At 61.6% G+C, this 18552-nt stretch carries 17 protein-coding genes; 13 read left to right on the plus strand and 4 right to left on the minus strand.

The genetic code is table 11. The annotated features are described in order from the left end of the window. Positions 1-15: 15 nt before the first annotated feature. Both GST84_08355 and GST84_08360 read right to left on the minus strand, forming a co-directional pair. Positions 16-1305 (minus strand): aminotransferase class V-fold PLP-dependent enzyme, encoded by a 1290-nt coding sequence (locus GST84_08355; protein ID XGB12376.1) that lies wholly within the window; start codon positions 1303-1305, stop codon positions 16-18. 16 nt (positions 1306-1321) lie between these two features. Then, positions 1322-2668: a membrane dipeptidase gene (locus GST84_08360; GenBank protein XGB12377.1), complete on the minus strand. Its 1347-nt coding sequence runs from the start codon at positions 2666-2668 to the stop codon at positions 1322-1324. Positions 2669-2850: 182 nt separating this feature from the next. Between GST84_08360 and GST84_08365 the strand changes: the two genes are divergently transcribed. The 4 genes from GST84_08365 to GST84_08380 all read left to right on the plus strand — a co-directional run bounded on the left by GST84_08365 (position 2851) and on the right by GST84_08380 (position 7121). Next, complete coding sequence (locus GST84_08365; GenBank protein XGB12378.1) at positions 2851-4476, plus strand: twin-arginine translocation signal domain-containing protein; 1626 nt, start codon at positions 2851-2853, stop codon at positions 4474-4476. Positions 4477-4598: 122 nt separating this feature from the next. After that, positions 4599-5075, plus strand: a complete 477-nt coding sequence (locus GST84_08370) for a sigma-70 family RNA polymerase sigma factor (GenBank protein ID XGB12379.1) — start codon at positions 4599-4601, stop codon at positions 5073-5075. Positions 5076-5243: 168 nt separating this feature from the next. Further along, entirely contained in the window at positions 5244-5723 is a 480-nt protein-coding gene (locus tag GST84_08375; protein ID XGB12380.1) for a histidine kinase, read from the plus strand. Between the two features lie 72 nt (positions 5724-5795). Next, positions 5796-7121, plus strand: coding sequence for an MFS transporter (locus GST84_08380; protein XGB12381.1), 1326 nt, complete (start codon positions 5796-5798; stop codon positions 7119-7121). A gap of 691 nt (positions 7122-7812) precedes the next feature. Here the strand turns inward: GST84_08380 and GST84_08385 are convergent. Beyond that, positions 7813-9495 (minus strand): FAD-binding protein, encoded by a 1683-nt coding sequence (locus GST84_08385; GenBank protein ID XGB12382.1) that lies wholly within the window; start codon positions 9493-9495, stop codon positions 7813-7815. A gap of 535 nt (positions 9496-10030) precedes the next feature. On the opposite strand from GST84_08385, the gene GST84_08390 reads away from it, so the two are divergent. From GST84_08390 to GST84_08430, 9 genes are all read left to right on the plus strand, one after another. Beyond that, positions 10031-10780 carry an electron transfer flavoprotein subunit beta/FixA family protein gene (locus tag GST84_08390; protein XGB12383.1) on the plus strand — a complete coding sequence of 250 codons (750 nt, stop codon included), beginning with the start codon at positions 10031-10033 and terminating at the stop codon, positions 10778-10780. Then, positions 10781-11710 (plus strand): electron transfer flavoprotein subunit alpha/FixB family protein, encoded by a 930-nt coding sequence (locus GST84_08395; protein XGB12384.1) that lies wholly within the window; start codon positions 10781-10783, stop codon positions 11708-11710. A gap of 75 nt (positions 11711-11785) precedes the next feature. Beyond that, a complete protein-coding gene (locus GST84_08400) occupies positions 11786-12607 on the plus strand; it encodes a transporter substrate-binding domain-containing protein (protein ID XGB12385.1) in 822 nt (273 codons plus the stop codon). Between the two features lie 9 nt (positions 12608-12616). Beyond that, positions 12617-12970, plus strand: coding sequence for a DUF4398 domain-containing protein (locus tag GST84_08405; protein XGB12386.1), 354 nt, complete (start codon positions 12617-12619; stop codon positions 12968-12970). Next, positions 12967-13779, plus strand: coding sequence for an OmpA family protein (locus tag GST84_08410; GenBank protein ID XGB12387.1), 813 nt, complete (start codon positions 12967-12969; stop codon positions 13777-13779). Before GST84_08405 ends, GST84_08410 begins: the two co-directional genes overlap by 4 nt. A 170-nt stretch (positions 13780-13949) precedes the next feature. Next, complete coding sequence (locus GST84_08415; protein XGB12388.1) at positions 13950-15392, plus strand: aminotransferase class I/II-fold pyridoxal phosphate-dependent enzyme; 1443 nt, start codon at positions 13950-13952, stop codon at positions 15390-15392. A 64-nt stretch (positions 15393-15456) separates the two neighbouring features. Beyond that, positions 15457-15891, plus strand: coding sequence for a hypothetical protein (locus GST84_08420; protein XGB12389.1), 435 nt, complete (start codon positions 15457-15459; stop codon positions 15889-15891). 130 nt (positions 15892-16021) lie between these two features. Next, on the plus strand, positions 16022-16276 hold the full coding sequence (locus GST84_08425; protein XGB12390.1) for a YkgJ family cysteine cluster protein: 255 nt from the start codon (positions 16022-16024) through the stop codon (positions 16274-16276). 33 nt (positions 16277-16309) lie between these two features. Continuing rightward, positions 16310-16915, plus strand: coding sequence for a hypothetical protein (locus GST84_08430; protein XGB15729.1), 606 nt, complete (start codon positions 16310-16312; stop codon positions 16913-16915). 218 nt (positions 16916-17133) lie between these two features. Here the strand turns inward: GST84_08430 and gltA are convergent, their stop codons facing one another. Beyond that, entirely contained in the window at positions 17134-18423 is a 1290-nt protein-coding gene (gltA, locus tag GST84_08435; GenBank protein XGB12391.1) for a citrate (Si)-synthase, read from the minus strand. Positions 18424-18552 lie beyond the last annotated feature (129 nt).

Below are 18552 nucleotides of genomic sequence, written 5' to 3' on the forward strand. Positions count from 1 at the left end.
GCCGCGCCCGGGTTGTCAGGCGCGCAGGCGTTGGCGCAGTACTTCGACCAAGCGGTCGATTTCCGCTTCGGTATTCAGCAAACCCGGCGCAGTGCGCACCACTGGCCCGGCATCGCGCGACACGGCGTCGACGATGATGCGTTGGCTAGTCAGGTACCTGGCCAGCTCGTCGGCATCCTGGCCTTTGCCGCGAAAGAAGGTGAAGCCCGCCGAATGGGTGATGCTGCGCGGCGTCACCAGTTCGATGGCAGGCAGGCTTTCCAGCTGTTGCTTCAGGTAGTCGTTGAGAGCGTGGATGCGTGCCTGCACGGCAGCCTTGCCGGTTTGCAGGTGCAGTTCGAACGCCTTGCCCAGGGCCCAGCGGTGCTCGAAGGCGTGGTAGCCGCCCGGGCTCATGATGGTGGCGAAGTCTTCGTTTTCCGAGAAGGTGGCGATGCTCGGTTGCAGTTGCCCCAGTGCCGAGGATGCGGCGCAGATGATGCCTGTCCCCCGGGGACCGAACATCCACTTGTGGGTCCCGGAGATGAAGTAGTCGCAGTTCAGGTCGGCGAAGCGCATGTCCTCGACGCCAAGCCCGTGAACTCCGTCGATCACATACAGGATATGGTCGCGTTCGTCCCTGTTCTGATTGATCTCGCGTACGAGTGCACCGATTTCGCCAACCGGCAGTTTCACCCCGCTGCCCGAATGTACCCAGGTCATGCCCAGCACGCGTGTTTGCGGGGAAATGGCGGCACGCAAGGTCCCCAGCACCTGGTCGGTGCTCACCTGCCAGGGTTGCTCGAACAGGCGCAGCCTGCGTACCGGGTTGCCATCGCGGGCGCTGCGGTAGTTCATGGTTTGCCGTGCGGCGGAATGCTCGTGCACCGTGGTCAGGATTTCCTGGCCGGGTGCCAGCTTGATGCCGCCATAAATCAAACCCAGGCCCTCGGTAGTGCTGCCCGTCAGGGCAATCTGGCGTGGCGCCACCTCCAGGTAGCGTGCCGCCCATTGGCGTACCTCAGCCTCGTGCTTCCACTCCGACTGGGCATCCCAGTCGACCATCAGCGCCGGGTGACGGTCGAAACGTGCACGCAGGGCCTCGATGGCTTCGCGTACCGGTCTTGGATGAGAGGTGATCAGGAAGTTGGCGAAGTGCGCATAGTTCGGGTCGAGCTCGAACAGGCGGCGAAAATCGGCCCATCTTCGGTTGCCGGCGCTCGGTATCGGCGTGGCGGCCTCGGCACCGGGTAGCAGATGGCCGGCGAGCGGCAGGCCGGCAGCGAGGAGGCCAGCCCGTTTGAGAAAGTTGCGGCGGTCGTTCATAAAGGTGCCCAATGGCTTAGCGCAGTGAAGTGTCGGTACCGCGGGCGGCGTGCTGCACTTGTTCCCAGACGCGCAGGAAATTGCCGCCCCAAAGCTTGGCGATATCGGCTTCGGAGTAGCCGCGGGTAATGAGTTCGGCCGTTACGTTGCGTGCCTCGCTGGCGTCGTGCCAGCCATCGATGCCGCCGCCTTCGTTGAAGTCCGAACTGATGCCTACGTGATCGATGCCGATCTTGCGCACGGTGTAGTCGATGGCATCGCCATAGTCCTTCAGGGTCGCGGGCGGCTCTTGTTCGAGGATGGCATAGAGCTCGTTGGCATATTGTCCGACCTTCTGCTCGGGCCAGCCGGCGATGACCGGGTCGCCAGGCATCAGCGCATAGTTCAGGTCAGCCAGTGGCGGCAGGGCGTAGCGGGCGCGCAAGGTATTGAGCTTTTCCTGGGTCTGTGCGCTGAGCGGCTTGAGGTAGCTGGAGAACGCGACCAGTTGCACGACCCCGCCGCCTTCCTTGATCAACTGCATTTCCTTGTCGGACAGGTTGCGGTTGATATCGACCATGGCCCGTGGTGCCGAGTGCGACGCCACCACCGGAGTACGGCTGAGCTGAATGACCTGGTTCAGCGCCTTGCTGGACATCTGCGAGACATCGATGATCACGCCCAGGTCATTGAGCCGCTGTACGGCGCGCTTGCCGATGGGGGACAGACCCTCCAGCGCATCGACAGTGTCATTGAAGAACGGCAAGGGGCGAGATGAGTCGGCCCAGCTATTGTTGCCGACGTAGCTGAAGCCGAACATACGCACCCCGCGTGCCGCCCAGCGGTCGAGCTGGTCGATATCGTCCCCCAGCGCATACGCATTGAGCATGCTCAGGAACACCGCGAACTTGCCTTCGCCGTGCAAGCGCCGCATGTCCTGCGGGGTGTAGGCGATGGCGACACGTTCGGGGAAGTCGCGCACCATCGCGGTGATGGCGTTGTAGCGCACCTCCTGGGTGTGGCGGGCGGCCTCGACGAAACCTGGCGTGGGGCGATGCGGGCTGTTTGCGCCCGTCCAGGATTCGGGCCAGGCAAAGATGGTCAGCGCCGCGCCAGACAACCGCCCTTGGGCAGCCTTGGCCAGGTCGAAGCGGCCCGGCCCGTCCTTGTCGGCTTCGCTGCCTTCGTTGCCGAAGTCCAACGGCAAGGTGACATGGCTGTCGAACGAGATGATGCGCTCCTGTAAGTCGTTGGCTTGACGAACGACCTCCCGGGGGTAGCCGCCAGGGGCCGCGAAATGGTACCAGGCAGCCAGACCGGCACCCGCGGCGGCTGCCGCAGCCAGGCTGATGTACAGGGCTTTTTTCCAGCGTGGTGTCGTCATCTTGGTCTCAGTAGGTTCGCCGTCGAGGGAGGGCACAGAGGCCGCCGCTACCTGGGGTGAACGAGTCGACACAGAGGAAATTTAGCCGGCCCGGCCGAGGCGTTAAATTTCTGCGCAGGTACAACGTTCTAGCCTTGGACGGGCCGTGCTCCATGGCCGCTATGAACGCACAGGTAGTTGCAATGACGATTTCTCGACGCGGGTTCATCGCCGCTGTGGCATTGACGGGCGTGGCGGTGCCCGGTGCGCTGTATGTGCAGCGCCAGCGGGATGCCGAGGCGTTTCCGGAAACGCCTGGCGAGGCTGTTGTCGAGTTGGCCGATACCCGCCTGCAACAGCTGGGCGACATCCTGCGGGGCATCTGGCGCTGGACTGCACATGGCAAGGATGCCCAACTGCTGGGTATGCCCGACGGGGAGCTGGAACTGTTTCTGGATGTCGCCAGCAATGGCCGGGGGCTGCGAGGTTACCTGGACACCGCCGATCGCTTGCGCAGTGAGCAGGAACCACGTTATCGGGTCATGGGTGACTTGCTGACGGACAAGCCCGGGACGTTGCGCTGGCGGCTGTTTTCAACCGAGCCCGGTGCAGGGCGTGCGCGCTATGAATGCCATGTGGTGCTCGATGAGGTCTGGGGCGCCTATGGCAATGCCGGGCCGGCAACGCTCAATGGTCGTATCTCGGCCCTGGACCGCGCCCTGTCTCTGCCTGTTCTGGACAATGGCTTCCTGGCCTTGAAGCGGCCTTTCCCGGAGGCTCGCGAACGTACGCCGCTGTCGCCACAGTTGCTGGCTTGGCTCATTTCGCCGGAGCACCGGCTGTTTCACCAGTTATGGCACGCATCGCGGGACAAGTGGCACAAGCTGGAAGAGGACAAGCAATCCGCCCTGCGTGGTCTGGGCTGGCAACCCGGGCCGCGGGGCCAGGAGCGTGATGCGCGTGGCAGGCACAAGGATCGCAACGGTTCCGGAGAAGACTTCCTGTTCATGCACCGGCACATGCTCGGCAGTGCCAGGGCCCTGCAGGACCTGCCCTCGTGGACGCGGTTCCCGCTGCCTCAGCCGGAGCTCGAGCGTGACCGCGTCGGTTTCGCCCGTTACTTCGACAACTACGACGGCAATGCCTTGCCACCGACCTGGCTGGCCCATGACGACCAGGAGTACACCCAGTGGGTACGCGACATCAAAAGCCCGGATACCTTCCATGGCAACTTTCAGGTCTGGGAGTCGCGGTACAGTGATCCGGAATATCTGAGCAAGCTGACCTTGGGGCAGTTCGGCTCAGAGCTGGAACTGGGCCTGCATGACTGGTTGCACATGCGGTGGGCGGCGGTGCCGCGCGACCCGTCCAACGGTATGCCGGTGCCCGCAGCACGTACCCCGGGGGATTTTGCTGAGCGCTGGTTTGAAGCACGTAACGATTTTCTTGGCGACCCGTTCTCGTCACATGTAAACCCGGTGTTCTGGCATTTTCATGGGTGGATCGACGACCGAGTCGACGACTGGTTCCGCGCCCACGAGCGGGTTCACCCGGGCGAGATCCGCCGCTTGCAGGTGAATGGTGTGCCCTGGTTCGCACCCGGGCGTTGGGTAGAGGTGGCTGACCCGTGGCTAGGTCCCGATACCCATGGCTGTTCCACGGTGCCGGGCCTGCGACCTGGTCGAAGCGTCGAGATGGACCCGGAAACCATGAAGCTGGCGTTGCGCATCATTTATGGCAATGAAGACCTCTTTGCCCGGCTGCGACCACGGGTGCCGCAGCGCCCCTGGTATGCCCGCAATCTCAAGGTCGTGCGGGCATCGGGCTGACAGTGGGCCTAGCGCAGGTGTGCGTTGCTGAGAATCATTATATTTTGTAAGATCGCACGCTGATATCACTCAGTTCTGCATCTGCCCCGTCGTGGGTGTGCAGGACGATTCCAGGTGTGTTTGTGGAACGTTACTATCGTGAATTGGTGAGTTTCCTGTCCGCGCGCCTGGGTAACCGTCAGGCGGCAGAGGATGTTGCCCACGATGCCTACCTGCGGGTACTGGAGCGAACGGACAACGGGCAGATCGAGCATCCGCGCGCTTTCCTTTACCGTATCGCCCTGAACCTGGTGGTCGACCGCCATCGTCGCCATCTGGTGCGTCAGGCCGAACCGCTGGAGATACTTGACAGTGATGAGGGCTGTCATGTGCCGGCGCTGGCGCAGGAACTGCAGCTCAACCAGCGCCTGGCCCTCATGCAGCGGGCACTGGACGAACTGAGCGGCCCCTGCCGCGAATGCTTCCTGCTGCGCAAGATCGAAGGCCTGTCCCATCTGCAGATCGCCGAGCGGCTGGGCATTTCGCGTAGCCTGGTGGAAAAGCACATCGTCAATGCCATGAAGCACTGCCGGGTGCGCATGCGGCAATGGGAATCCTGATTGCCAGGTTAAAGGCAAATGCAAATTCCGTCAGTCAATCACTTGATTTATGCGGCTTTCCCGACTTCTATCAGATAAGACCGTTGCCGTACATGGCCTTGGCAGTAGCCGTTACTGGCGCAGTATGGTCATGGAGCGTGCCCATTACCTAATGGCCCAGGTCCGACCATGGCAAACAAGACTCTGCGCATTCTCATCGCCGATGCACACCCGTGCCAGCGCCTGCAGCTGGAACGGTTGCTCAATGGTTTGGGCTATTACCGGATAGCCCCAGTGGATAGCTTCGAGGAGCTGCAGCGCCTGGTGCAGTGCGCCTTGCAGCCCTTCCACCTGTTGCTGGGCAATATCGAGCTGGCCAGCCATTGCGGAGTAGACCTGGAACGCTTCTGCCGCGTCAGCACACAGATCCAGCACGCCCTGCTTTACCATTCCAGCCAGTTGAAAGTGCCAGCAGTGCCGCAGACCGAGCGCCAGGCGGTCAGCCTGAGCCTGCCACAGGTGCCCGATAACGAGGCGCTGGAGACGTTCATGGCAATCATCGACGCACCGATGCTGGTCGGCAAGCTACCGCTGCCGAGCACCCTGGCGGCCAGTACAGCGCGGCCACGACCGCGAGCCAACTTCGCGCATACGGTGTTCAACCGCTAGCGGTGCCGCAGGCGGGGCAATGGGGCAGCTATTTGTTATGCTCTTGCCCTTTGCCGATCTGCGGACCCTGCCATGACTGCCATCGATACCGCTCGCCCGCCCCGGTTCAGCCGCGGCGACCATCGGACCCTGGGCCTGGCGGCGCTGGGTGGCGCGCTGGAAATCTACGACTTCATCATTTTCGTGTTCTTCGCGCTGACCCTCAGCCAACTGTTCTTCCCTCCCGAGATGCCCGAATGGCTACGCCTGCTGCAAAGCTTCGGCATTTTCGTCACCGGCTATCTGGCGCGGCCGCTGGGCGGCATCCTGATGGCGCACTTTGCCGACCATCTGGGGCGCAAGCGGGTCTTCAGCCTGAGCATCCTGATGATGGCATTGCCGTGCCTGTTGATCGGGGTGATGCCGACCTATGCCGACATCGGCTATGCCGCCCCGCTGATACTCTTGGCCTTGCGCATCCTCCAGGGTGCTGCCGTAGGCGGTGAAGTGCCAAGCGCCTGGACGTTCGTTGCCGAGCACGCGCCCAGCGGGCGGCGCGGCTATGCCTTGGGCTTTCTGCAGGCCGGGCTGACCTTCGGCTACCTGCTGGGGGCGCTGACCGCAACCTTGCTGGCGCAACTGTTCACCCCGCAGGAAATCCTCGATTACGCCTGGCGCTACCCGTTCCTGTTGGGTGGGGTGTTCGGTGTAATTGGTGTGTGGCTACGCCGTTGGCTCAGTGAAACACCGGTGTTTCTCGCCCTGCGCGCGCGCCAGGAGCAACCTGTGGCATTTCCGCTGCGGCGAGTGCTGGGCGAGCACCGCCGGGCGTTGATCCCTGCCGCGTTGCTGACCTGTGTGCTGACCTCGGCGGTGGTGGTGCTGGTGGTGATCACCCCGACAGTGATGCAGCAGCGCTTCGGCATGAGTGCCGGGCACACCTTCGCCCTCAGCAGTGTGGGCATCGTCTTCCTCAACATTGGCTGCGTGCTGGCCGGGCTGCTGGTCGACCGTGTGGGTGCCTGGCGCGCGCTGATGCTGTATAGCCTGTTGCTTCCGCTGGGTATCGGCACGTTGTACGCCAGCCTGGTGGGGCAGTGGGGCATGACCTGGCTGGCCTATGCGCTGGCGGGGTTGAGTTGTGGCGTGGTGGGGGTGGTGCCCTCGGTAATGGTAGGGCTGTTCCCGGCGCAAATCCGTGTATCGGGCATTTCCTTCACCTACAACGTGGCCTACGCAGTGTGGGCCAGTACCACGCCGCTGGCACTGATTGCGCTGATGCCGTGGAGCCCATGGGTGTGTGTCGGGTTTTGTCTGATCATGGGCGCGGTGGGGCTGCTGACGGCCTTGTATTTCGGGCGTCGTGAGCCATTGGTGTTTGCTGCGGAGCCGATGCCGGTCATGTGTGGCGACAAATGAGCAGGTGCATGTCTTGGGTTGTGTAGCAAGGCTTGCACCGAGCGCCGCCCGCGCGGCGCATCGCGAGCAAGCTCGCTCCTACATTTGTTCCGGGCCAATTATGCCTGTGGGATTTGCGCGCGAACGCCCTGGCGCATGGCTCGATATCGCGTCGTACAAACAAGGCGGTCGCGCGCGCCTGGCACAGGATGGACTGGCTCGAAACAGATGTAGGAGCGAGCTTGCTCGCGATGCGCTCCTACATTTGTTCCGGGCCAATTATGCCTGTGGGATTTGCGCGCGAACGCCCTGGCGCATGGCTCGATATCGCGTTGTACAAACAAGGCGGTCGCGCGCGCCTGGCACAGGATGGACTGGCTCGAAACAGATGTAGGAGCGAGCTTGCTCGCGATGCGCTCCTACATTTGTTCCGGGCCAATTATGCCTGTGGGATTTGCGCGCGAACGCCCTGGTGCATGGCTCGATATCGCGTCGTACAAACAAGGCGGTCGCGCGCGCCTGGCACAGGATGGACTGGCTCGAACAGATGTAGGAGCGAGCTTGCTCGCGATGCGCCGCGCGGGCGGCGCTCGATCTGATAGGCGCTGAACCTCTCACGGCGAACACCTCGTAGGTCCAGACGCATACTCACAACAAAAAGCCCCCGGCCCATGAGGACCGGGGGCTTTTTGTTGCCGCAAGGGCAGGGGCCTTACATGTTCGGGTAGTTCGGCCCGCCAGCGCCTTCAGGGGTGACCCAGGTGATGTTCTGGGCCGGGTCCTTGATGTCGCAGGTCTTGCAGTGCACGCAGTTTTGCGCGTTGATCTGGAAACGCTTGTTGCCGTCTTCCTGGGTGACCACTTCGTACACGCCTGCCGGGCAGTAACGCTGGGCAGGCTCGTCGTACAGCGGCAGGTTGCTGGCGATCGGTACGCTCGGATCGGTCAGCTTCAGGTGGCAGGGTTGTTCCTCTTCGTGGTTGGTGCTGGAGAGGAATACCGAGCTGAGCTTGTCGAAGCTGAGCTTGCCGTCCGGTTTCGGGTAGTCGATCTTTTTCGAGTCGGCGGCCAGCTTGAGGCAGGCATAGTCCGGCTTGGTGTCGTGCAGGGTGAACGGCAGTTTGCCACCGAACCAGTTCTGGTCGACATAGTTGAACGCCGCGCCCAACAGCGGGCCGAACTTGTGCATGGCCGGGCCGAAGTTGCGGCTGGCGAACAGTTCTTCGTGCAGCCAGCTGGCCTTGAAGGCGCTGACATAGCTGTTCAATTGATCGCCGCCTTCGCCACCGGCGATCAATGCGTCGGCCACTGCTTCGGCGGCGAGCATGCCGGACTTCATCGCGGTATGGCTGCCCTTGATCTTGGCCACGTTCATGGTGCCCAGGTCGCAACCGATCAGCGCGCCACCATTGAAGACCATTTTCGGCAGCGAGTTGATGCCGCCCTTGGCCAAGGCGCGGGCGCCGTAGCTGATGCGCTTGCCGCCTTCGAGGTACTGGCTGATCACCGGGTGGTGCTTGAGGCGCTGGAACTCGTCGAACGGCGACAGGTATGGGTTGGCGTAGGACAGGTCAACGATCAGGCCGACCACCACCTGGTTGTTTTCCAGGTGATAAAGGAACGAGCCACCGGTGTTTTCCTTGGCCACCACGTCCAGCGGCCAGCCGGCGGTGTGCACCACCAGGCCCTGTTCGTGCTTGGCCGGGTCGATTTCCCAGATTTCCTTCAGGCCGATGCCGTAGTGCTGGACGTCGGACTCGCTGTCGAGGTTGAAGCGCTTGATCAGCTGTTTGCCGATATGGCCACGGCAGCCTTCGGCGAACAGGGTGTACTTGGCGCGCAGTTCCATACCTGGGGTGTACAGGCCGTCCTTGGGGTTGCCCTCCCGGTCGACACCAAGGTCGCCGGTAACGATGCCGCGGACCACGCCGTTGTCGTCGAACAGCGCTTCCTGGGCGGCGAAGCCCGGGTAGATCTCCACACCGAGGTTCTCGGCCTGCTGGGCCAGCCAGCGGCACAGGTTGCCCAGCGAGATGATGTAGTTGCCATGGTTGTGCATGGTCTTGGGTACGAACAGGTCAGGCACCTTGGTCGCGCTGCCGGCATCCTTGAGCACGTAGATGTCGTCGCGCTTCACTTCGGTATTGAGCGGTGCGCCGAGTTCTTTCCAGTCGGGGAACAGCTCGTTCAGGGCGCGAGGCTCGAACACCGCGCCAGAGAGGATGTGGGCGCCGACTTCAGAGCCTTTCTCCACCACGCAGACGCTGATTTCGCTACCGGCTTCGGCGGCCTTCTGCTTCAGGCGGCAGGCGGCGGACAGGCCCGCCGGGCCGGCGCCGACGATGACCACGTCGAATTCCATGTATTCGCGTTCCACTGGTTCTCTCCTACTCATCAAGGCTCGTGCTGTTGCTTTGTCTTATGGGTGCGGGGCATTCGCAGCGGTTCTACGCAACGGCGGAACTGTAGCTGGGCAAATGACGGACTACACCGTTTTGTCTTGGCCGCGCATTATATCTACACCACTTGGCGGGTCCAATACAAACGTTTGTTTGAATTTGCCGCAGGCCAGTAAAATCACAGGAACGCGGCTGGAGGGTGACCGATTTGCCGTATTGACCGGAATGGGTGTTACGGTCAAGATACGAGCGGTTTTACGTTCGCCGTAGGCTTGCAGCCGGGCGCAGGTACACCTCTAAAGACCAGGTGTGGAGCAGGGTTTTGCGGGCTTAGGCCGGTTTGTAGTGGAGTTTACACGCCACGACAGAAAATGACCCGCGAGGATTTGTCGCAAGAGTCCGAACAAGACTGTTCGGTCACTGTGAAATTGCTGCCTCCCGATACGTTTTTAGAGGTGCCCTTGTACCCACGCGCATCGCAGGGCTCTGCCCCAGGCGACTATCTATTCACCGGAGAGTAACGAGGAATCCATGAAGGTTCTTGTAGCTGTCAAACGAGTGGTCGACTACAACGTCAAGGTTCGCGTCAAAGCGGACAACTCCGGCGTCGACCTTGCTAACGTCAAGATGTCCATGAACCCCTTCTGCGAAATCGCCGTGGAAGAAGCCGTACGCCTGAAAGAAAAAGGCGTTGCGACCGAGATCGTCGTCGTTTCCGTCGGCCCGACCACTGCCCAGGAGCAGCTGCGTACTGCCCTGGCTCTGGGTGCCGACCGTGCCATCCTGGTAGAAGCCGCTGACGAACTGAACTCCCTGGCTGTGGCCAAGGCGCTGAAGGCCGTTGTCGACAAGGAGCAGCCGCAGCTGGTCATCCTCGGCAAGCAGGCCATCGACAGTGACAACAACCAGACCGGCCAGATGCTGGCTGCGTTGACAGGCTTCGCCCAGGGTACCTTCGCGTCCAAGGTCGAAGTCGCTGGCGACAAGCTGAATGTCACCCGTGAAATCGATGGCGGCCTGCAGACCGTTGCACTGAACCTGCCAGCCATCGTCACCACCGACCTGCGCCTGAACGAGCCACGCTACGCGTCGCTGCCGAACATCATGAAGGCCAAGAAGAAGCCGCTGGAGACTGTTACTCCAGACGCGCTGGGCGTTTCCCTCGCCTCCACCAACAAGACCGTGAAGGTTGAAGCCCCGGCTGCCCGCAGCGCTGGCATCAAGGTCAAATCGGTGGCCGAACTGGTCGAGAAGCTGAAGAACGAAGCGAAGGTAATCTAAATGACTATCCTGGTTGTCGCTGAATACGAGAACGGTGCCGTAGCCCCGGCCACCCTGAACACTGTCGCCGCAGCCGCCAAGATCGGTGGTGATGTGCACGTGCTGGTCGCAGGCCAGAACGTCGGTGGCGTTGCCGAATCTGCTGCCAAGATCGCTGGCGTGGCCAAGGTGCTGGTTGCCGACAACGCGGCCTACGCCCACGTGCTGCCGGAAAACGTCGCGCCGCTGATCGTCGAGCTGGCCAAGGGTTACAGCCACGTGCTGGCCCCGGCTACCACCAACGGCAAGAACATCCTGCCGCGTGTGGCCGCGCTGCTGGACGTGGACCAGATCTCCGAGATCATCTCGGTCGAGTCCGCCGACACCTTCAAGCGCCCGATCTACGCGGGTAACGCCATCGCCACCGTGCAATCGAGCGCGGCCATCAAGGTGATCACCGTGCGTACCACCGGCTTCGACGCCGTGGCCGCCGAAGGTGGTTCTGCTGCCGTCGAAGCTGTTGGCGCTGCACACAGCGCCGGCATTTCGGCTTTCGTTGGCGAAGAACTGGCCAAGTCCGACCGCCCAGAGCTCACCGCTGCCAAAATCGTCGTTTCCGGCGGCCGTGGCATGGGCAACGGTGACAACTTCAAGCACCTGTACAGCCTGGCCGACAAGCTCGGCGCGGCTGTCGGTGCCTCGCGCGCCGCAGTCGACGCAGGCTTCGTGCCGAACGACATGCAGGTCGGCCAGACCGGCAAGATCGTTGCGCCACAGCTGTACATCGCCGTCGGTATCTCCGGCGCGATCCAGCACCTGGCCGGCATGAAAGACTCCAAAGTGATCGTTGCGATCAACAAGGACGAAGAAGCGCCGATCTTCCAGGTGGCCGACTACGGCCTGGTCGCTGACCTGTTCGAAGCGGTTCCAGAGCTGGAAAAGCTGGTCTGATCCGGCTGCTTCACTTATAAAGAACCCGGCCCTCGCTTTGAGGGTCGGGTTTTTTTATGGGTTGAGGAGTGAGGCATGACGTTGCGCGGAACGGGCAGGGTGCTGGCATGCGTGGCGCTGTTGCTGCCGCCACTGGCGATGGCGGCAGGCAAATGCGAGCGCCTGGTGGCGACCGGCAGCCCTGATGCGCCGCCCTATTCCTGGCAAGACCCGAAAGACCCAAGGCACCTGATCGGCGCCAACGTCGACCTGTTGCGCCAGGTGGCCGGCGAGCTGGGTGTGAAGGTCGAGGTGCTGAGTGCCGGTCGCCGTGACCAGGCGCTGGAAGAGGTGCGCAGTGGGCGCATGGACCTGCTGCTCGACACCCCTATGCAGGTGGAGCAACTGACCGCGCTGGACTACATCCATCCGCCGTTGCAGCTCAATGAGTACCTGGTGTGGACCCGCCATGATGCAGCGGTGATCTTTGATGGCCCGGCCGATCTGACCAGATACCAGGGCAGCTTGTCCGACCGTGCGCGCCTGACCCCGGCCTTTACTGCGTTTGCCAAGGCCCAGCTCAAGCTGGTGCCGGCGCAGAACCTGACCCAGGCGTTCCAGAAACTGGTACTCGGCCAGGTGGACTATGTGCTGGCTGGACGTTACTCCGGTATGGCCATGGCCCAGAGCCTGGGCATGAGCAATGACCTGATAGCCCGCGGCTTGCCGGTGGACAGGCCGGGCCTGTACCTGGCGCTGTCGCATAACTCGGCGTGCAATGACAGCTGGTTGCGTGGGCAATTGGCAAAAAAACTGACAGAATTGCCGATCTCTGGTGCATCCGAAGCTGTGCTGCAACGTAATCTCGAGCGCTGGAAAGCGCAGTTGCAGGTGCCGGCGGACGCCCCCAAACACTAGGAAGATTGCGTGAGAACCCAACCACTAATCCTTGCCCTGGCCGTGCTCGGCCTGGCTGGCTGCGCCAATGATCCGGCCCCTGACGAGCAGATGCGCATTTCCGAACAAGCACTGGACCAGGCCAAGGCCGTCGGCGCCACCGGGCAGGTCGAAGCGCTGAAACTGGCTGAAGACAAGCTGGCCCGCGCCAAGGCCAACATGCTCACCCAGGACTACCGCGATGCGCGCATGCGCGCCGAGCAAGCCGAGCTGGATGCGCGCCTGGCCGAGGCCCAGGTGCTGAACCAGAAGAGCGAAGAGCAGCTGCAGGTGCTGCAGTCGCGGGTCAAGCGCTTGCGCAAGCAACTGGAGGTGCAGCCATGATCCGTCGTACGCCTTTGGCTGCACTGGTACTGTTGGCGCTGACGGCAGGTTTGCAAGGTTGCGCCAGCCAGCGCAGCAGTGCCGCGCTGGATGAGGCCACTGTCGCCTTCCAGGGGGTCAAAGATGATTCCGACGTGCTGCGCAGCGCGCCGCGCGACGTGATTCGCGCAGGCGAATCGCTGGCTCGCGCCGAGCGCTTGTCCAGCTACATCGGCACCGGTTCTGATGTGCGGCATTATGCTTACCTCAGTCAGCGCTACAGCGAGATTGCCCGCGAACATGCCAAGCTGGCGCTGAACCAGGAACGCCAGGCCAAGCTCGACCTGGAGCGCCAGCGCCTGCAGCTGGCTTTGCGTGAGGCCAAGCTGGCCAGCGTGCAGCAGCAGGGACAGTGGGTCGAATCGCAGATTGCCGCGTTGGCTTCGGAGCAGGCCGACCGTGGCCTGGTGATGACCTTGGGCGATGTGCTGTTCGATACCGGCAGTGCCGACCTGAAGAACTCGGCCAGCCGGACTGTGCTCAAGCTGGTGCAGTTCCTGCAGCTCAACCCGCGCCGGGTAGTGCGTATCGAGGGCTATACCGACAGCACGGGCGCGGGCGAGGACAACCTTAAGCTGTCGCGCGACCGGGCGCAGTCCGTGGCCGACATGCTGGTGGACCTGGGCATCGACGAAAAACGCCTGCAGGTTGAAGGCTATGGCGACCAGTACCCGATCGAGGCCAATGCTTCGGAGCGGGGCAGGGCGCAGAACCGTCGGGTGGAGATCGTATTCTCCGATGACAAGGGGCGGCTCGCGCCAGCGCGCTGAGTCTTGTGGAAAGGGCCGCTTTGCGGCCCGCTTTATGTCGGTTTAATCGTTTCGATAGCTGTCACGCTGTTGTATTGTCGACTATGTTGCAATCTGTCCCAGTACACTTTGCAACTGTTACGGTATCCTCTACCGTCTGTGACCTGTACAAGAACAACGAGCATGTCGACATGACCAACCTGCTGCTGTACCAGCGTATCGCCCAGCAACTGGCCGATGATATCCGTCGCGGTGTCTACCAGCCAGGCGAGCGGGTACCCTCCGTGCGCAAGATGAGCGCCCAGCTCAATGTCAGCCATGCCACGGTGCTGCAGGCCTATGCCAATCTTGAGGACCAAGGGCTTATCCGGGCGCGGCCGCAGTCTGGCTATTACGTTCACCAAACCCCTGCCTTGACTGCGCAAACCCCGGACATCGCCCGGGTGGAGCGCCCCGGCCTGGTCACGCGTGCCAGCATCATCCAGCAGGTGCTGACTGAGGCGCGTCGCGATGGTGTGTTCCCGTTTGGTGCTGCAGTGCCGCATGTCGACTACCTGCCAGTGCGCGCCTTGCATCAGCAAATCGCCAAGGTAACGCGCTTCCATAGTCCGCGCGCCTTCAGCTACATGTTCAGCCCCGGTTTCGAGCCGCTGCGCAGGCAGATCGCCATACGCATGCGCGATGCCGGCGTGCTGGTCGACCCGCGCGAAGTGATCGTGACCCATGGGTGTGTCGACGCCCTGCAGATGTCGCTGCGGGTGCTGACCCGCCCAGGTGACTTGATCGCCGCCGAGTCGCCGACCTATTACGGCTTGCTGCAGCTGGCGGACCTGCTGGGCTTGAAAGTGATCGAAATCCCCAGTGACCCGTCCACCGGTATCAGCCTCGAAGCCTTGCAACTGGCGGCTAACCAGTGGTCGATCAAGGCGTTGGTGCTGACTGCGCGCTTGAGCAATCCACTTGGTGGCACTGTTCCGGAGGAACGGCAAAAGCAATTGCTGCGCCTGGCCTCGGACTTCGATATCCAGATCATCGAGGATGACATCTACGGTGAGCTGATGTTCGAGCAGGGCAAGACCAAGGCGCTGAAGGCGTTCGACCGGCTGGATCGGGTCATCTACTGTTCAAGCTTCTCCAAGACTTTGTCCCCCGGCGTGCGTGTGGGCTGGATGATCGCCGGGCGTTACCAGGATGAGATTCAGCGCCTGCAGACTTTTACCACCCACTCGGCCTGCAGCGTGACGCAGATGGGGGTGGCAGCCTACCTGGAAAATGGCGGCTACGACCGGCATCTGCGCTACATACGTCAGGAGTATCGCAAGAACCTCAGTGCCTATCAGTTGGCGGTACAGCAGCATTTCCCCGAGGGCACCCAGATGACCCGGCCGACAGGTGGCTTCATCCTTTGGGTAAGCCTGCCGGGTCGGGTCAATACCCAGGAGCTGCATGTGCGTGCGCTGGAGCAGGGCATCAGCATTGCACCGGGGCTAATATTCAGTAACACAGAGCAGTTCAACCACTGTGTCCGGCTCAATTGTGGCATTCCATGGAATAAAGAGGCCGAGCGGGCTGTGATTACGCTGGGTTTGCTGGCCCAACAGTTGTGCAGAGAGACGGCGGTCACGCTTTTGTAAGGCTTGCAAGCTGCCTGTGGAACAGGGAGCATACGCATTTTTCCTGCCAGTCTGTCCATTTGCCATGAATGCTTTGCGCCGCTTTGTTCTGATCGTGTGCCTTCTGTCGTTGTGCTGCCCGGTCGTCCCCACCTTGGCTGCGCAGCCGGTACCCCAGGCTCAGGCTGCTCCGGGTAAGCAGGTGCCAAGAAAGGCGACAGCCAAGCCCGCGCACAAGCCGCTCAGCAAAGCGGTCGCCAAGCCATTACCCAAGACTAAGCTGGACCTGAGCCTGCCAGTTGATATGGTCAACAACCTTGAGCCGAATGTGGGCACACCTTCGCCAATCCAACGGCGCAAGCCTTTGTTGCCACCCATGTTCACAGAAAAGCCAGAGACCAATGACAGCCCGTTCCAGCTCAATGGTCGGCTGATCAACAACGAGATGCAGCTGCAACTGCGCAATGACAGCCGTCATGACGTGGAGGGGGCTGCCATCGACTTCGAGTATCGCCAATAGGTAGGAACTGACTGCAGGGTCACGGCAGATTTCATCGTGCCAGTAATTTCAAACGGCTGTTTGAGCGGTTACTATCCAGGGACGTTCGTCCCGTTCTGTTCCAAGGGAGTCCTGATTTTGGTGAATAGCCATGAAATGCCGTGAAGGCTGTGGTGCCTGCTGCATCGCCCCGTCCATCACTTCTGCGATGCCGCGAATGCCCAATGGCAAGCCGGCTGGTGAGCGCTGCCTGCACCTGACGGCCGCCAACCTGTGCGACCTGTTCGGCAAGCCTGAGCGGCCGGCGGTGTGTGGTGGTTTCAAGGCGGATGCCGAGGTGTGCGGCAGTGATCGTGACGAGGCAATCAGGATTCTTGGCTGGTGGGAGCAGATGACGGCGGCGTGACAGGCTGGATCTTCGACAACAAGGATAAACATGATGAGATCGTTCAAGCGTATTGCACTGTTGTGTGGCGTGGGTGTTCTGCTGTCGCCTGTGGCCTGGGCTGAAAACTGGCAAGTGGCCAAGAACGAGGACGGGATCAAGGTATCCCTCAGCGAAGTGGCCGGTTCCAAGTACAAGGCCTATCAGGGTGTTACCGTGATCAAGGCGCCGTTGGCCAAGGTGCAGGCGTTGCAGGAAGATGTGGTGGGTGCCTGCGCATGGATTCATGAGTGCAAGTTGCAGAAATTGCTCAAGCAAGAAGGTGACCAGACATGGACCTACACCCAGTTCAATACACCCTGGCCGGTGACGCCGCGTGATTCGGTTTTGCATGTGACCACGGTCAAGGAGGCGGACGGCAGCCTGGTGCGAAACCTGAAGGAAGAGCCGACCTATTTGCCGGAAGAGAAGGGCTTTGTGCGGGTGGCCAAGGTTGAGGGCTTCTGGAAGCTGGTGCCCAAGGGCGACAGCACGGAGGTGACCTACCAGGTGCACACCGAGCCGGGCGGCAGCGTGCCGGCAATGGTGGCCAACAAGTTCGTGGTGGATGCGCCGTTCAATACCCTGAAAGAGCTGCGTGAGCGGGCTGAGAAAAACTGAGGTTTAACGCGGCGCGCGGTTCTCTGTGGTAGCGGCCATGCGTCGCGAATGGGCGCGCGCAGCGGCCCCGGAGTCTTAGGATTAGCGCAATATTGCTTGGGCTGCTTTGCAGCCCTTTCGCGACGCAGGGCCGCTCCGCAAAGGCCGAACTGCGACCAGCAGGTTTACAATAAAAAAGGCTGCCCGAGGGCAGCCTTTTTGCGTTCGGCTATCAAAGCTTACTTGCGGTCCTTCAGGGCAACGAGGTCGCGCTTTTGCTCGCCGGTGTACAGCTGGCGCGGACGGCCGATCTTGTACGGGCTGGAGAGCATTTCTTTCCAGTGCGAGATCCAGCCCACGGTACGTGCCAGGGCGAAGATCACGGTGAACATGCTGGTTGGAATGCCGATTGCCTTGAGGATGATCCCCGAGTAGAAGTCGACGTTCGGGTACAGCGAGCGCTCGATGAAATACGGATCGGTGAGGGCGATCTCTTCCAGGCGCATGGCCAGTTCCAGCTGCGGGTCGTTCTTGATGCCCAGTTCGCGCAGGACTTCGTCGCAGGTCTGCTTCATCACGGTGGCGCGCGGGTCGCGGTTCTTGTACACGCGGTGACCGAAGCCCATCAGCTTGAACGGGTCGTTCTTGTCCTTGGCCTTGGCGATGAATTTGTCGATGTTCGAAACATCACCGATTTCATCGAGCATGGTCAGTACGGCTTCGTTCGCACCGCCGTGGGCCGGGCCCCACAGTGCGGCGATACCGGCGGCGATACAGGCGAACGGGTTGGCACCCGACGAGCCGGCCAGACGAACGGTGGAAGTGGAGGCGTTCTGCTCGTGGTCGGCGTGGAGGATGAAGATCCGGTCCATTGCCTTGGCCAGCACCGGGCTGATCGGTTTGATCTCGCACGGGGTGTTGAACATCATGTGCAGGAAGTTTTCCGCGTACGACAGGTCGTTGCGCGGGTACATCATCGGCTGGCCCATGGAGTACTTGTAAACCATCGCAGCCAGGGTCGGCATCTTGGCGACCAGGCGCACCGCGGAGATTTCGCGGTGTTGCGGGTTATTGATGTCCAGGGAGTCGTGATAGAACGCCGACAGGGCGCCGACTACGCCGCACATCACCGCCATCGGGTGAGCGTCGCGGCGGAAGCCGTTGAAGAAGGTCTTCAACTGCTCGTGAACCATGGTGTGGTTCTTGACGGTGCTGACGAACTGGGCCTTCTGCTCGGCATTCGGCAGTTCGCCATTGAGCAGCAGGTAGCAGGTTTCGAGGTAGTCGGACTGTTCGGCGAGTTGCTCGATCGGGTAGCCGCGGTGCAGCAGGATACCTTTGTCGCCGTCAATATAGGTGATCTTCGACTCGCACGAGGCAGTCGCCATGAAACCTGGGTCGAAGGTGAAGTGACCAGTGGCCCCTAACCCGCGGACGTCGATTACATCAGGACCAACGGTGCCGGTTAAAATGGGCAGCTCGACGGGGGCAGCGCCCTCGATGACCAACTGCGCTTTTTTGTCAGCCATGTGGCCTCCTATTAATGCTTGAAATCATCAGACAGACCCCCCACGCAGGGCCCGCACCACTATAGAGGGATAAATTCAGATGTCAATTTGCCTAAAGGCTTGTTGAATCAAGCATTCAAGCCTGATTTT

Source organism: Pseudomonas putida, assembly GCA_041879295.1.
Taxonomy (GTDB): Bacteria; Pseudomonadota; Gammaproteobacteria; order Pseudomonadales; family Pseudomonadaceae; genus Aquipseudomonas; species Aquipseudomonas putida_Y.